The sequence below is a fragment of the Njordella calcicola genome (genome assembly GCF_056494125.1).
Genome location: NZ_CM151396.1, coordinates 1,409,644 through 1,424,476 on the forward strand (window position 1 = coordinate 1,409,644; position 14,833 = coordinate 1,424,476).

At 51.7% G+C, this 14,833-nt stretch carries 13 protein-coding genes; 1 reads left to right on the forward strand and 12 read right to left on the reverse strand.

Annotated elements, in window-relative coordinates; translation table 11 throughout:
- Positions 1-26: 26 nt before the first annotated feature.
- The 8 genes from SH302x_RS05320 to SH302x_RS05355 all read right to left on the reverse strand — a co-directional run bounded on the left by SH302x_RS05320 (position 27) and on the right by SH302x_RS05355 (position 9,249).
- Positions 27-1,067 (reverse strand): zinc-dependent alcohol dehydrogenase family protein, encoded by a 1,041-nt coding sequence (locus SH302x_RS05320; protein WP_479367691.1) that lies wholly within the window; start codon positions 1,065-1,067, stop codon positions 27-29.
- Complete coding sequence (locus SH302x_RS05325) at positions 1,064-2,446, reverse strand: NAD(P)(+) transhydrogenase (Re/Si-specific) subunit beta (RefSeq protein ID WP_479367692.1); 1,383 nt, start codon at positions 2,444-2,446, stop codon at positions 1,064-1,066. Before SH302x_RS05325 ends, SH302x_RS05320 begins: the two co-directional genes overlap by 4 nt.
- 44 nt (positions 2,447-2,490) lie before the next feature.
- The gene (locus SH302x_RS05330; protein WP_479367693.1) at positions 2,491-2,949 is read right to left on the reverse strand and encodes an NAD(P) transhydrogenase subunit alpha part 2; all 459 of its coding nucleotides are present in this window, start codon (positions 2,947-2,949) and stop codon (positions 2,491-2,493) included.
- 70 nt (positions 2,950-3,019) lie between these two features.
- Complete coding sequence (locus SH302x_RS05335; RefSeq protein WP_479367694.1) at positions 3,020-4,180, reverse strand: Re/Si-specific NAD(P)(+) transhydrogenase subunit alpha; 1,161 nt, start codon at positions 4,178-4,180, stop codon at positions 3,020-3,022.
- A gap of 125 nt (positions 4,181-4,305) precedes the next feature.
- A complete protein-coding gene (locus SH302x_RS05340; RefSeq protein ID WP_479367695.1) occupies positions 4,306-7,137 on the reverse strand; it encodes a hypothetical protein in 2,832 nt (943 codons plus the stop codon).
- A 3-nt stretch (positions 7,138-7,140) separates the two neighbouring features.
- A complete protein-coding gene (locus SH302x_RS05345; protein ID WP_479367696.1) occupies positions 7,141-7,554 on the reverse strand; it encodes a thiol-disulfide oxidoreductase DCC family protein in 414 nt (137 codons plus the stop codon).
- A gap of 216 nt (positions 7,555-7,770) precedes the next feature.
- A complete protein-coding gene (locus SH302x_RS05350; RefSeq protein ID WP_479367697.1) occupies positions 7,771-8,256 on the reverse strand; it encodes a DUF2203 domain-containing protein in 486 nt (161 codons plus the stop codon).
- Between the two features lie 135 nt (positions 8,257-8,391).
- Complete coding sequence (locus tag SH302x_RS05355; RefSeq protein WP_479367698.1) at positions 8,392-9,249, reverse strand: ExeA family protein; 858 nt, start codon at positions 9,247-9,249, stop codon at positions 8,392-8,394.
- A 263-nt stretch (positions 9,250-9,512) separates the two neighbouring features.
- Here SH302x_RS05355 and SH302x_RS05360 point away from each other — a divergent pair, with 263 nt between their 5' ends.
- Complete coding sequence (locus SH302x_RS05360) at positions 9,513-10,925, forward strand: type I glutamate--ammonia ligase (protein WP_479367699.1); 1,413 nt, start codon at positions 9,513-9,515, stop codon at positions 10,923-10,925.
- A gap of 74 nt (positions 10,926-10,999) precedes the next feature.
- Here the strand turns inward: SH302x_RS05360 and SH302x_RS05365 are convergent, their stop codons facing one another.
- The 4 genes from SH302x_RS05365 to SH302x_RS05380 all read right to left on the reverse strand — a co-directional run bounded on the left by SH302x_RS05365 (position 11,000) and on the right by SH302x_RS05380 (position 14,801).
- The gene (locus SH302x_RS05365; RefSeq protein WP_479367700.1) at positions 11,000-11,596 is read right to left on the reverse strand and encodes a hypothetical protein; all 597 of its coding nucleotides are present in this window, start codon (positions 11,594-11,596) and stop codon (positions 11,000-11,002) included.
- A complete protein-coding gene (locus SH302x_RS05370; RefSeq protein WP_479367701.1) occupies positions 11,593-13,116 on the reverse strand; it encodes a radical SAM protein in 1,524 nt (507 codons plus the stop codon). The genes SH302x_RS05365 and SH302x_RS05370 overlap by 4 nt, the downstream gene beginning before the upstream one ends.
- A gap of 89 nt (positions 13,117-13,205) precedes the next feature.
- Positions 13,206-14,123 carry a carboxylating nicotinate-nucleotide diphosphorylase gene (nadC, locus tag SH302x_RS05375; RefSeq protein ID WP_479367702.1) on the reverse strand — a complete coding sequence of 306 codons (918 nt, stop codon included), beginning with the start codon at positions 14,121-14,123 and terminating at the stop codon, positions 13,206-13,208.
- Positions 14,124-14,141: 18 nt separating this feature from the next.
- Positions 14,142-14,801 carry a DedA family protein gene (locus SH302x_RS05380; protein ID WP_479367703.1) on the reverse strand — a complete coding sequence of 220 codons (660 nt, stop codon included), beginning with the start codon at positions 14,799-14,801 and terminating at the stop codon, positions 14,142-14,144.
- Between the last annotated feature and the right edge of the window lie 32 nt (positions 14,802-14,833).

A 14,833-nucleotide genomic window follows, 5' to 3' on the forward strand; every position in this document is an offset into this window, starting at 1 on the left:
CTCTTAACGGTCGCGGTGGCACGATGCTACGGGTGGACCATGACGATTCCGGTATCTTCAAAACTAGTCATAGCCGATAGCACTGCGGGGGTTTGGTCTAGGCCAACTGTTCTCGTAATCAAGCTACTGGGATCAAGTTTACTATCCACGGTTAACTGCATCAACTCTTCGAAGCCGCCGATCGGTAATCCATGGCTTCCCAGGACTTCCAATTCCCAAGCAATGATTCGCGCCATCGGCAATCGCGCAATAATATCGCGGCCCGTCATCAGGCCTACTTGTACGTGTTTGCCTCGTTTACGCAGCGAGAGTACTGCGTCCATGACCACTTTGGAGTTGCCGATGGCATCGATGGTGGCGTGCGATCCACCCTGCGTTAAGTCGTGAATCACAGCCGGCAAATCGTCTGTTTGTTTGCTGTTGATAATGATGTCCGCACCATGGTGTTTCGCTGTGGCCAACGCTTCGTCGCGGATGTCCACGGCGATCGTTTGCACACCATGCGCTTTGGCAATCATGATGGCTGAAAGTCCAACACCACCGCAACCAAACACAGTCAGCCACTGCCCCTCGCGGCAGCGCGCTTGTTGCATGACTGCGCGATAAGCTGTCGAGAATCGGCATCCCAAGCTGGCCGCGGTTGGGCTGCTGACCGATTCCGGAATAGGTACCAAATTCAAGTCGGCATAGCGCAGGGCAACGAACTGAGCAAACGAGCCCCAACCGGTAAAGCCTGGTTGATACTGATGGTCGCAAACATGTGTGTCCCCAAGTTTACAGCTATCGCATGCACCGCAACCGGCCGCAAATGGAACCGTCACCCGCTCGCCAACCCGCCAGCGCCGGACGCCTGAGCCAATCGCGACGATTCGGCCTGCTAGTTCGTGCCCTGGCACATGAGGCAGGTCCTTAATGTCAGGGTCATGCCCTTGCCAAGCGTGCCAGTCGCTGCGGCAAATTCCAGTCGCCTCAACTTGCACAACGACGCCATCAACTTCAGGAGAAGGGTCAGGAACTTCAGCGACCTCCACAAGCCCTCCAAATTCTCGGATGACAACTGCTTTCATAATTCCTTAACCGCCTTGGTAATCTCCATGACTGCTTGTTGACCGTCGGCGTAGAACATCAAGGTGTTAGGGGCTGCGAACAACGGGTTGGGGATACCGGCAAAGCCGGGGCTCAAGCTGCGTTTAATGACGATCACCGATCGACATTTATCGATGTCAATGATCGGCATACCAGCGATTGGACTTTTGGGGTCGGTTCTGGCCACTGGGTTCACGACATCGTTCGCTCCAATCACAATCGCGACATCAACGGTCTCTAAGGTCGGATTGATTTCTTCCATCTCTTTCAGTTTGTCGTAACTTATGTCTGCTTCCGCCAAAAGAACGTTCATATGGCCTGGCATTCGTCCAGCAACTGGATGGATCGCGAATTCAACGAGCGCTCCTCGCTTTTCGAGAAGATTCGTTAGGTCTCGCACGGCATGTTGAGCTTGAGCGACTGCCATGCCGTAACCGGGGACAATCACAACACGCTGGGCTCCATCCAAGATCATCGCGATATCATCAGCACTGGTGCTCCGGACATTCGCATAGACGTCATCATCCGCAGTCGCAGCGCCAGTTGACGCCATGGACCCAAACAAAACGTTGGTCAGCGAACGATTCATCGCTTTGCACATGATCTGCGTAAGAATGATTCCGGAAGCGCCCACCAACGAGCCTGCGATAATCAACGCATTGTTGTCGATGACAAAGCCCGTCGCGGCAGCAGCAAGTCCTGAATAGGAATTCATCAGGGAAATTACGACCGGCATATCCGCACCGCCAATAGGGAGGACCAACAAGACTCCCAGCGCAGAGGCCAGTACAATGATAGCGATGTAGGCTAAATTCGCGGACCACAAGGCCTCTGATTGGACCAACGGAACAATGCACATCAGAGCTACCAACAGAATCGCTCCATTAATCAGCGGTTGATACGGAAAGCTAAAAGGTTTCTTGAACTGCTTGAACTCTTCGAGCTTGGCATAGGCAACCAAGCTTCCCCAAAAAGTTACGGTACCGATCAAGCAAGACAAACCGATGGCGATCAAGCTATCAGCCGCATGGTGCTCTCCATTTTGAATCAGGTCTGCCCAAGCCACCAGCGTCGATGCGGCTCCTCCTAGTCCATTGAGTAATCCAACCAACTGCGGCATCGATGTCATTTGGACACGGAGAGCCAGAGTCGCACCTACCGCCGCTCCAACAATCAAGCCAAACGCGATGTAAACATAACCACCGATTGTTCTATCCAGTAAAGTGATGCAGATCGCCAGTCCCATCCCAAAGGCTGCAATTACAATGCCTCGCGCTGCAGAGCGCGGATGCGACATTTGCTTGAGGCCGACAATCAATAAAACGGAAGCGATCAGGTAAGTCAGCGAGATGATGGCCATAAATTATAGTCTGCTTAAAGTGCGTTGCGGTTTATCTAACACGTTTATCGCTTCTTGAACATCAGCAACATGCGACGTGTAACTAAGAATCCTCCAACCACGTTGATCATCGCCAAGACCACAGCCAGCATCCCAAGCATGGCTGAAAAGCCTCCGATGCCAGATCCAGCAACAATCATTGCACCCAATACTGTAATGCCACTGATTGCATTTGAACCAGACATTAGCGGCGTATGCAGCGTAGGTGGCACTTTGGTGATCACTTCAAAGCCCACGAAAACAGCCAGCACAAAAATTGTCAAACTCGAGATCAAGACAAGATTTCGATTGGATTGGGAGCTCACCGCATCTTTTGGCAGCGGCGCGATGGCTGACGTTGGTTCGGCACTGACTGCACCGGACATTGCAGCGGCGTTATCGACACTTTCCTGTGCTGAAAGGTCGGTCGACGAAACCAAAGTCATACCGCAAACGATGATGCAAAACCAAATGATTCTCAACATTCAAAAACTCCTTCACACATAGTCGATTTTACGATTAGTCCACAGTGAAAAGCGAAAGCACTTCGCCCACTTATTCAGTGATTACTTTGCGTCCCAACAAATCAAGCACTCGCGATGATACGACTTCACCAGCGTTTGTCATCATGCAATCGCGAATGATTTCGTCATCGCGATTGAGTACGAGCTCGCCTTTTTTGAACATGTTTTGAATAAACTTAGTCACGTTGTGCGAGAACATGGAGCTCGCATCATAAGGCACTTCGGCCGAAATGTTGGTTGGGCCAAAGATCGTCACGCCATGCACCTGTTGGACTTGATCCGCTTGAGTCAATTCGCAATTGCCTCCCCGCTCGGCGGCTAGATCGATGATCACGCCTCCAGCCGCCATACGTTCCACCGCTTGAGCCGTGATCAGTACGGGCGATTTCTTGCCAGGAATAGCAGCGGTGCTGATAACAATATCGCTTTGGGCAACGACATCGGCCATCAATGCTTGTTGCTTGCGATAGAAATCATCGTCCATCGCTTTGGCATAGCCGCCCTTGTCCTCCGCATTGGATGCTTCCAACGGCAACTCGACAAATTTACCGCCGAGACTTTCCACTTGTTCTTTAACAGCGGGCCGGACGTCATAGGCATGGACAATGGCCCCTAGTCTTTTCGCCGTGGCAATCGCTTGAAGGCCCGCCACGCCGGCCCCGATCACAAAGACCTTCGCTGCAGTCAACGTACCCGCTGCGGTCATCATCATAGGGAACATTTTTTTGCAGTGGATCGCCGCTAGCAGCACGGCGCGATAACCTGCGATGGTTGCTTGGCTCGACAGAACATCCATGCTTTGAGCTCGCGTGATTCGCGGAATCATTTCTAGCGAGAACAAGGTAACACCAGATTTTGCCCAACGGTCAATTGCCGTAGGTTCCCCCAACGGATCACAAGTGCCAATCACAATCTGATTTTGTTTTAACTGATTTACGAAGTCAGCATCACCATCGCGATTGGCTCCAGCAGCGCGAACGCAGGCAATCATTTCGCAAGATAAAACGGCTTCGCGGGAAGCGACCGTGGCCGATTTTTCTTGATAATGCTGGTCTAAAAAACCAGCCGCCTGCCCTGCTCCGTGCTCAACGACAACTTCCAGACCGGTCTTGATCAAAGCTGAAACGCTATTGGGGGTGACTGCAACTCGAAACTCCCCTTCTTTGCTTTCCTTTAAAACTCCAAGCTTCATGGCTTACTATCTGCGTAAATGAATGGTGGACCAGGGTTGTTTCCAGCATGATACCAAATACCGCCGCCTTGCAGAATGACACAACCCGCTCATACAGCCAGCAAGAGTGTTTTCAACTAAACGATTTATTGCGCAATCGCTTGTTCGACTGCTTTAATCCATGCTACTGGTGTTTGTGGGTACAACGTTTTTAAAACAGTTAATTCCTCTGAAGCTTTATTGTTTCCCGCCGATCTAGAGATTGCCAGCAACCAGTCTGCCTTGATCCGATACCAATCCGCAGTCCCTATCTTTTCTCGGTTTACCAAACGAGTCAGTAGATTGACCGCTTCGCGTTGTCGCTCTGGTTCTGCGGCAGTCAACAGCCGTCCTAACCAGAGCAAATTCTGCTTGCTTTGTTGCCCATTGACGTGTTCTTTCCATAGGGCAAGTCCTGCTGCCCAGTCGCCCTGGAGCATCATCAATTGTGCTCGGTCTAAAACCATCGTATCGCGTAAGACCTCCGCCGCTAGTTGATGCGTCGGGCTCGATCTTGAAAGCAAGTCATATTCTTGGGTCCGCTGATCCAGCGATTCGAGTGTGTTCGCCGGACTAGGGGTTCCACTATTGAGATAGCTGCGAGTGGTTCTTCGGAGCATGATCTGACATTGCAGCATTCTCTCGAGTATTGGCAGCGTATCGGAGGGACTGTCGTCGCTTGATTCCGCTGAGATTGTGCGTTGCTGGACACCTACGACTTGATCTCTAGTTGCAACCAGCCATGGCAACGCACTGTGGGGCTGCGAAGCTCCTTGCTTAACCGAAAGAGGCTCAGACGCATGGTCGTTGGAAGTATCGCTTGGGATATTGTGCGAAGCCCCATCGGTCTCGATTAAATCTGACCAATAAGTGCTGCGGCATAGATCGTACAGCATCTGATCGTCTCGCTGAAAGTCCCTGTGCAACTGAGAAGTATGAGTTGAGACGTATTCAATCTTTTGCAAGTTTGACGACAGCAAACCAAGTGCAACGAGCACTGAACGATGGCGACGGATCTCCTCATGCCAAGCGTGATCGAGGCCAATCTTGTCGTCGTTAGCCCCGGTTGCTTGCAGTTCCCACAATCGAACTCCACTTGCGAAATCGCGTTGTGCTATTAATATCGGCTCGGCAATAGCAAGGATTTGGCGGACAGCGGTGACATCGGAGATAGGCTCGCCAGTCAATGCTGCAAACTCAAGAATCAATTGGTGAGCTGACGCATTGAGAGTCGCGTCCTGGCCGATTGCATCGCGTGCGATTTGGACAGCTTGTAAAAGTTCTTTGGGCGCGTCGGGTTCCGTGGCATACTTCACGGCCGTGTCTCGACAGTTCTCTGCGATTCGCAATCTAGCCATGATCGTTTGTTGATTGACTGCAACCGCCTCTTGCTTGCGCAGCAGGTTGTATAGTAGCGCATTGCGTTGGCGCGCGGTCAAAAACGCTTTTCCCAACTGCTGAGTTTGGAGGGCTTGTTGTTCGATACTCTGCAAACGTTGAACAGCTTCTGCCACACGTCCCGCTAGTAAGTCCTGTTGTACTTGCGCATCCAGCAATTCTAGGCTTGCACTGGAGGTGTCATTGGTCGCAGCGAGCGATGAACGGTTGTTGAGCAGCAGCGCTTCAGCACGCAATCTCCAATACTTACCATATTTTTTCCCCACGGCCTCTTTGAGCTTCAACAGCTCGGCCATTGAATTCCTAACGGTCATTGACGCGGCCAATTTGTCCGCGTTGTCCAACGCATTAAGTTCGCCAACAGTGTTTGAGGATGCCGCATCAGAAACTTGCTGCAAGTTGTAACGGAAAACAGCAAAGGCCAGCTCGGGGGGAATCGGGTCGGCGACCAGTAACATCTCCATTAAGATTGCACGCGCCTGATCGGTTGCTTGGGCCACATTGGATCGTAAGAGCACATCGACTGCCAACAGTCGATTCTGATCGCGCAACGAACCACTGAGCGAACGCGACAGGTCGGCTTCCAACAATGTCAGTGCAGCATCGGTTTCGCCCAATGCCGACAAACTCTTGGCACGCAGCAAGTTCAAGCGTGGACTCTCCGACGCTTCGCTTCCCAGTGTGCTAGTCACTCGGTCGATCTCGGTTTTCAGATTGGTAGCCGCCGCGATTCGATCTGCTTCGTTGCCCCCCATCGTATGGTCTAGCTGCATCGCCTGCAGATCGACTTTTAAAAGCAGGATTTCATTAATCAATCGGTAATGCTCGTTGATCCAGGTTTGTAGAGATATGGAGGTTGGTTTCCCCGACAAACTGGAAACTCGGGCTTCTGCATGGCGTTGCAAATCATTTAAAGCATCCGTCGTATCCAAAATGGATCTGACGGCAGTCTCATGAAGTCGTTGGTTGCCCACGGTCGCCAGGCTTGCGGCAACAAAGAGTCGAGCTTGTTCTGAGTTTCCTTTTTGCAAAGCGAACTCGGTATACAGTTCAATGTCAGGAGCGGACGGCAACGATGAATCAGGAAGGTTAAGATTCGATTGGATTGCCGCCATGGCTGATTTCGCTGCGGTGGCCAAACGCTGCCGGTCCGACGCATAAGAATCCGCTGTAAATGTCGCTTGCGAAAGCTGCTTCAGCATCTGTGTTCGAATCAATAGCATAGCGCGTTGAATCGATAGCCGCAAATCGGTCGATGGACTGGCAAGACGTCTTTCCAGAATCAAGATCGCGGAATCGAAATCATTTGCATCAGTCAAACGATCGATGAGCTGATCCAAAGTGGCTTTGCTGGAATGATAACCGAAAGCAGACGCTCGATCGGCCGCAACAATATCTCGGTCAGCAGTTTGCGCGGGTAGCGGCAGCGAAGCACTTGTAATCAAGCTGATCGCTACGAAAAAAAGTGTGCAGCGCGAGTAGTTGCCGCATCGGAAGCGAAAGCGAGATAGCCAAGAAGTGGGACTGCCGTGTCTAGCCATTCTTCACTTTGCGACGGAGTTAGCTTTAGTTTTGACGCGTGAATGGAGCGAGCAGGTGCCGCCTTCGTCGCAGTTCTCTCCCGCAAGGCGGTATCGTCGCTCGGCTACCTTTTGATACGCCCACCGCCAAAAACTTCGTGTTCCTGGAAGGTGGAGCAAAGGGGCGAACGGATACAACAGCGGCAATCGGCGAGTCAGATATCGGACTGCATCAGCGCCTCCGTATCGGTGGCCGCTCGCACTTACGACCCACATTTGTTCCATCAGCATATCGAACGTCAGGTCCGGATACTTTTCAGCAACGCTGGAACTGTGAAGCGACACAAACTCCAGCGACTTGAGGAGGTCCAATCGAGCGAGAGTCTTTACGCCATGCGTGCAAAAGTTGCACTTTCCATCAAAAATGACTGTGTCCACGGCGTACCTCGAGGAGTTCGAACTCCAGTGCTGCAAAAACTTGAGTCCGAGGGCAATAAAATCGGTCGGCCAGCGGAACGCGGTTGAACTCGCATTGCGAGGCGGAGTTCGTCAGATGGCCATACCTGTGTTTAGTATAGCTATTTATGAAGACCGTGTTCAAGTAGAAAACGCAACCCGGGTTTCAAGGTTGCGTTTGTCGCAGTTACGTTGGGACTAGATTAATCCAGACTCGGGATCAATCTCAAGTTGTTTCCGGTCCGCATAAGTTTCGCCTGGTGCGTGCCAAGACGTGATCTGTGCCTCGCCCATTTTCCAGCAGTAGTAAGCTGGTCGATCGTCGATCAGTGCCGGGAAAGCGACAATTCCATCATGTGCGGACTGCAGGATTACGCCTAGTGCTTCCAGTTCGAGGATCAGTTCCTGCAATTGAGCTTCTTCAATCTTGAGGTCTTCGCGGGTGACTTCGATTTCGTCAAGGAAGTATTTATCGACACGAGACTTCCGACTTTCGCGTTGTCGTGCAATCCGGTGCATTTGGATTTTGCGGTCGGTAAGGTCGCGGTGTGCCAGGGAAATGTCCGCCACGATCAGGCGCAACAACGGCAGCATAGCGCTCGCTTGAGCGTAAGAGAAAACGACATCGATTTGTGAATCATGCGAATTCATCCGCGTGATCTCTGTTGAGTAGTTGGCTAACATCCGCAAAACCTTTACAGTGGCGTCCTCGGCTTACAGCCAGTACGTCACTGTCTCTTATAATGTTTCGAACTTTAGACTGATGCAATGCCGATTTTGCTAAATCGGCCATCGGTTTCAGTACAGACCGCGAAGTTCTCAAACAGGTTCACTGGGATCGAAACTTGCCATCTCTAAATCTGGCTGGCCAACGTGCATGGATAGCTCGCTGGCAACATCATCCACCAATTCTGAGGAAACCCGGTCGACGCGGCGTAAAGCACCTGCGACTAGGCTCAAATCTGCTAGGTAATTTATCCTGTAGGGTAGACCGTCGGCAAGTTCTTGTATGCGGGTAATCGCTTGAGCTTCAAAAATACTATCGCGGCCTTTGCAGCGATCCATGCAAAATTCAAAGTAATCAGCCGTCTGACCCAAATCCCAGGCTGGTAAATTGATTCGCAACTGGCAGCGGTCAATTAGTCCGTGTGGTAGATCCAAAATTCGATCTTCCGTAACTCCAAGTACACAAGTTACCGGCACTAGGCTACCTGTGATGCGTCGTACGATCGAATAAATATCGCCCGAGCCATGGTGGGAGTCATCAATAAACAGAGTCACATGCTTTTTCGTGGCCGCCACACCACGCAGCGCGTCTTCCAGCAATGTCCAGCGACGCTCGCGAGTCATCGAGATGGTGTTCTGCAGCAGCGTCTCGCTGACCGAAAGTCGCTCGATTAGCGTACTGAGCATCGAGTCCAAATCGAGTCCCAGGAGCGACAAATAGACCACACGGGTAGAAGTGGAAGACCAACTGAATTGATTTGCCAGGCTGCGGAGCAATACCGATTTGCCAACTAGGGACGGGCCAACCAGCAGACCGAAGGCGCCGTGGTTTTTTACTACGAAACGAACCCTCGCGATCGCTTCTTCGACCGTGCCGCCCTCGTACATACGCGAGCGGCTGGAGACCACGAATGGTGAATGCGTAATTCGCCAGTATTGCGTATAGTGCATTTTGGTGATGATTCCCAGGTTCTGCTGCGATCGTTTCGTTCAGAGTGTCCGCTTATCAGTTAAGTTCGGCAAATTCGGCAGGTCACTGGAGAAAAAATCCCCCGTTTCGCAAGTTCCGATCAAGATCTGCAAAAAGTACCAGTCGAAGGAATTGCGTTTGTCAGCTAAAATATCCGAATCGATCATTCGAACTCAAGCTACATCAAAGCGGCTTGTGTTCTCATTTACTCAGTAACCTTTTGACAGCGGTTTGGAGACAATCTGTGACGCCACGCACTCTGATGGCACTATGCCGCGAAAAAGGCGTAAGATGCGTTGAAGTACGATACATGTGCTTGAACGGTCAAACGGAGCGATTTCATATTCCCGCCGATCGTTTGTCGGAAGAACTGTTCGAAGTCGGCCTCCCCTTCACCGCTTCGCAGAACGATACGTATGCTTCCCAAAACGCCGCCTTGGTTCCGCTTGCCGATACCGCTTATCTAGCTCCCTTTCGTTCGCAGACAACTTTGGTGCTCTTGGCCGAAATTCAAGATGTGGTTACTCGGCGCGACGATGACTTTGATCCCAGAGGCATTTTGCAGCGAGCTAACGAAGCTTGGAAGTCGACCGGCCTGTGCGATAAGGTCTTGATCGGCCAGACGTGCGAAGTTCTCCTACTGCAATCGCTTGATTGCAAACAAGCCGACCGCAGCTCGGAGTTACGGATCCAGCCGCTGGCCGATGACAACGTCTTGGGATTCGCGCTAGACCCCTCAAAGTCAGATGGAGGCAAAGCGAATTTCATCGAACCCGCAGCGAAGGTCTGGCCAGAGGGGCTACCAGTCAATGATGTAGCGACCTACTGCGGCGAAGTGCTCCAACATCTAGCTGACGTTGGAATTGAAGTTGAGTACGCTAACAACTCCGGAACTACGATTGGGCATTGTCGCTTTCAACTGGCACCGGTCGAGCCGGTTCGCGCTGCTGACATTCACTTGCTGGCTTGTGAGATCATTCGAGTGACCGCCGCAAAATATGGACTGATCGCTTGTTTCTTGCCGGCGATCAGTGCCAAGGACCCCATGTTGGGCTGGGATCTTCGCATCAGTGCGCTCAAGTCAAATGAATCGATCGTTTCGGGTTCGAAGCAGTTCGGCCTGTCCGACAAAGGCGTTTCGATCACGGCCGGTTTACTGCGTCATATGGGAGCCGCTATGGCATTCACGAATCCCACCGAAACCAGCTATCGCCGGATACAACATAATGCGAAACACAATGGCGACTCCAAATCAAAAACTGCGATCCATCCGTTCGTCAGCGTCCTGGCTTCCACCAGCCAATTGATTGACCGCACAATCGAACTGGGCGTTTGCGATCAGACTTGCAATCCGTACTTGGCTATCGCAGTGATTCTGATGTCGGCCTTGAATGGTTTGGAAGAGAACATGCAATTGGATGAATCCGGCAGTCTTGTGTCAGGGGCCGAGCGATCGTCGAAACCGAATCTACGTCTGCCAATGACCCTGGAACGAGCCGTCGCTCGGCTAGCTGCAGACCACGATTTTCTGCTAGCGCACGATGTCTTCTCGAACACCGTGCTGAAAGTTTGGCGAAGACGATTGCTTAAGAACCGCATGCGAGCCTACGATGAAATTACTCCGCCCGGCGAGTTTCTGGCTAGATATCGCGGCTGATGCCTCAGGCAGAAAACCACGATTATCAAGTTGCGGATAGGTCGCTTTGTCCTTCTTGTGCTGCTTTCTGACTGCTAGGCTGCACCTGGTGGCTTGGGCGGCGAGAAGTGTTCGTGGTTCAATATTCTTGGGCTCCCTGCGCTCCAAATCGAAAGCGCTATTCCAGAACCAATGGAAACGCCGCCGCTCAGAACAAACGCGATCCAAACCAAGGGGCTGTCAATCTCACTGATGGCAATAGCACTGGGAACACAGCAGATAACGAAACAGACGCACGTTGCGATCGCTATCACCACGCCAAGGAACAGTGAGAGCAGGAAGTGTTGAGCCATCGTGCCTTGGCTATGAAATGGTGGACAGCGAATTTGTTCGTCGGTAAAACCGCTGTAATACTGCTTTCGGCTGAACGCAACGCTGCGGATAAAACCGCTGAGAGCAGCCATGAATCCGAAAAACGCGAACACGTGGGCACCCATAAAGGACATCAAAAAAAGCACGCTTATCAACACCACCCACAAAATCCAGAACTCCGTCGGATAGACGCGTCTAGTTTGGCTGAAGGTCATCTGCGATGGATGGGGGCCAGTTGCTTGGTATGGATTCGAACCGACTGCATAGGGGTTGCTTACGCCTGTAACATCCGGCTGGTCTGATCCTGGTTCTGCATTCATGGTGGCAACCTCGCGGGCTCTGCAAGTTGTTCAGCAAGTTCCGGTAAAGCGACATGTCCATCACGGTACAGAACGTTGTAAGCGCAAAACGGAATGATGTGTCCCGATGGCAATACGTGATGCGTACAACACTGCATGACGCGGCGAACGTCGAAATTATAAACGTCCAAGAAAGAAGTGATGGTGATCCGGAAAAGATCGCGGGCCCCCGCTTGGCCTGCTAGGACTCGCTGCACAAATTGCACTGCCAATTGCTCCTGGCGAGAGGCTTGATTCACGGGTTGCAAAACGGTATTCCGCGAAGCTGTTTGCAACTGCACCAATTCGTCAGCAGCTAAGGAAGTATCATTCGTGGGGCCACAACCGCCAGGACCACAACAGCTTTGACGAGCCAAGTATTGCGAAACAAGTTGAATGCCTTGCTCGCGAGTGAAAGCAAGTCCATTGGCCAGCAAGTCTAAATGATTGGCCATATCAAAGAGCTGAGACAATGGTACAAACCGGCCTTCATGACGCGTCGCCAGCGACAAGATATGGCAATTAGGGTGTGCGCATGGCAGTGGGAAAAAATCGGCTTGGGTAAACTGACCGCTTGTCTGCTCGCACAATCCGTTGATTACGTCGGGGAAGGTGATGCGTCGCTCGAGTACATCGGGCAATTCGTGCCGTCCGCTGTAAGTTGCTGGCTGCAGCGACAATCCCGTAATCCACGGACGTTCTGCTGCGAAAGCAATCAGCTTACCTAACTCTTGGTCGTTAACGTCCGTTTGCAATGTTGTGACGAGCGTCGCATGAATCTCTGCCGCACCGATCCGCTCAAGTGCCTTGCATTTGGTCGCCAACAAGTCCTCGCCTCGCAAACGCCGATAGATTTCATCATCAAAGCCATCGAACTGGAAATACAGCTCAATTCGCCGGCGATTCTCAGCGATTTTCGCAATCAGTCGATCATCCGACGCCAGCCGAATTCCGTTGGTGTTGATCATGATGAAGTCAATGGGTTGTGCTAAGGCATAATCCAAGATTTCGAACAGTTGAGGATGTATCGTAGGCTCGCCACCGGAAAGCTGCATTACTTCCGGTCGACCTTCCGATGCGACCAACGCGTCGATCGCTGCTTTCACTTGCTCCAACGACTTATGCTTCAAGCCAGGGCGACTGTTGGCATAGCACATCGAACACGCCAGATTGCAGGCGTCGGTAATCTCAACAACAGCCACACACGTATGTTGTTCATGCTTGTCACACAAACCGCAATCCAAAGGGCAACCGCGATTCGATTGAGCTCTTGTGTGCTTGGGTAATTTCGCTGGTTGGGCATTTTCGAAGCGATCGAACCAACGCACGTCGCTGCAGATAAAATCTTCTCGAGTGCCGTGGGTTGGGCATTCCTTTAGAAAGTACACTCGTCCCCGCCGAACGATGATTTTGGCTGGTACCACATGCAGGCAAGTCGGGCATAGCGATTGAGTTAAACCACGAAAAGTATAGTCCCGATGATTCGTGGTTTTAGTTGCCATCTAGGTTCCACCTTCGTCCTTCGATTCTATCGTTCCTGTGATAACCGACCTGTCTTTGTCATGTTCGAAGTCATGTTCGAAGCTTGGGGTTATAACCAGTCGAGCCCCAAGTCTAGATTCACTGCGGAATGAGTTAGAGCACCAACGCTGATGCGATCGACGCCTGTCTCAGCGATCCCACCAATGGTATCCAAGTTGACTCCCCCGGAAGCTTCCAATTGCACTTGAGGATTCCGGTTGTTTCTTAGACCAACGCAATATCGTAGTTCTGCCAGCGACATGTTATCCAGTAAAACGATATCGGCATTTCCGCGTAGAGCGTTCTCCAGTTGTTCTACCTGATCAATTTCGATTTCCACAATAACGTTTTCGAAATTAGGAGTGCCGCTGCCAGCCAGATACGCACGAGCTTTTTGGATCGCCGCGAAAGTGTCCAATGGCTGGCCAAATTTATCTGCGTTTGCAGCCAAGTGATTATCCTTGATCAACACCGCGTCGTACAATCCCGAACGATGTGTAAAGCCGCCGCCGCAACGTACCGCGTACTTCTCCAGTCTTCGCCAACCAGGTGTGGTTTTCCGCGTATCGTAGACTCGAGTCGCCGTGTGCTCGACGCGTTTGACAAATCGCTGGGTCCAACTGGCAATACCACACATCTTGCCGAGGATGTTCAGCAGCGTTCGTTCCACGGTCAGCAGGTCTCGCGTGGAGCCCTCAAGCGTGGCGAGAGTCGTACGGGCTTCAAACAGTTGGCTGTCACCGACCAACACTTCGCATTGAACCGAGCAATCGAACTCATTCAGAATAGGTTCTATCAAGTTGAAACCGGCCGCTACTCCTGCCACTCGGGATACGATCGCGGCCTTACCTTGCATCCCGTGAGGTACCAGCGCGGCCGTCGTAAGGTCTACCAGTCGATCTAAGTCTTCGCGGATCGCAAGGCGAACAATCAGCTCCAGGTCTTCCAAAAGAGCGGCATCGATCGTTTGCTGTTTGAACTCTTTCATGCTGTGCCTGTTCAATCCCTAGGAAGCCATATTCTCGGGCGTGTATTTTTTGCGGCGCCATTCTCGAAATGCTTCATAAACAATCGGAAGGACGCTGAATGCGATAATGCCCAATATTACCAGTTCGAAATTTTTCTTGACAAAGGGGATGTTGCCAAACGCATAGCCAGCGAGCACGCACAAGACGACCCAGGCTACCGCACCGACAAAATTGTAGATCCAGAACTTACCGTAATTCATTTTCCCAACGCCAGCCACAAAGGGGGCGAACGTTCGCACTATCGGCACGAATCTGGCAAGGATAATCGTCTTGCCTCCGTATCGCTCGTAAAATGCCTGGGCGCGATCGAGATGCTTGCGATTGAACAGCCAAGAAGACTCTGCCCGAAACACGCGAGGTCCAATGATCCGACCTGCAAGATAGTTAACGCCATCTCCGACCACCGCAGCCACAATTAGCAGCGGAATGAGCAACTGAAGAGAGACGGGAGAATCGGGTAAAGCGACCAAGGCGCCAACCGCAAAAAGCAAGGAATCCCCCGGGAGAAATGGGGTCACTACCAGCCCCGTCTCACAAAAGATGATCGCAAATAACAAGGCATAGAGCCAAGGGCCCATCCAGCCGGCGACCTCGATTAGATGTTTGTCGACCTGAGTAAAAAGCTCTACGATTTGCATGAAACGCGAGGAATCTCAATAAAAGTTGGAAT

Bases quoted from the DNA above. Each gene is read 5' to 3' on its own strand.
- SH302x_RS05380 (WP_479367703.1), bottom strand. From the start codon at position 14,801: ATGCAAATCGTAGAGCTTTTTACTCAGGTCGACAAACATCTAATCGAG.
- SH302x_RS05355 (WP_479367698.1), bottom strand. From the start codon at position 9,249: ATGCACTATACGCAATACTGGCGAATTACGCATTCACCATTCGTGGTC.
- SH302x_RS05325 (WP_479367692.1), bottom strand. From the start codon at position 2,446: ATGGCCATCATCTCGCTGACTTACCTGATCGCTTCCGTTTTATTGATT.
- SH302x_RS05370 (WP_479367701.1), bottom strand. From the start codon at position 13,116: ATGGCAACTAAAACCACGAATCATCGGGACTATACTTTTCGTGGTTTA.
- nadC (WP_479367702.1), bottom strand. From the start codon at position 14,123: ATGAAAGAGTTCAAACAGCAAACGATCGATGCCGCTCTTTTGGAAGAC.
- SH302x_RS05335 (WP_479367694.1), bottom strand. From the start codon at position 4,180: ATGAAGCTTGGAGTTTTAAAGGAAAGCAAAGAAGGGGAGTTTCGAGTT.
- SH302x_RS05340 (WP_479367695.1), bottom strand. From the start codon at position 7,137: ATGGCTAGACACGGCAGTCCCACTTCTTGGCTATCTCGCTTTCGCTTC.
- SH302x_RS05365 (WP_479367700.1), bottom strand. From the start codon at position 11,596: ATGAATGCAGAACCAGGATCAGACCAGCCGGATGTTACAGGCGTAAGC.
- SH302x_RS05350 (WP_479367697.1), bottom strand. From the start codon at position 8,256: ATGTTAGCCAACTACTCAACAGAGATCACGCGGATGAATTCGCATGAT.
- SH302x_RS05330 (WP_479367693.1), bottom strand. From the start codon at position 2,949: ATGTTGAGAATCATTTGGTTTTGCATCATCGTTTGCGGTATGACTTTG.
- SH302x_RS05320 (WP_479367691.1), bottom strand. From the start codon at position 1,067: ATGAAAGCAGTTGTCATCCGAGAATTTGGAGGGCTTGTGGAGGTCGCT.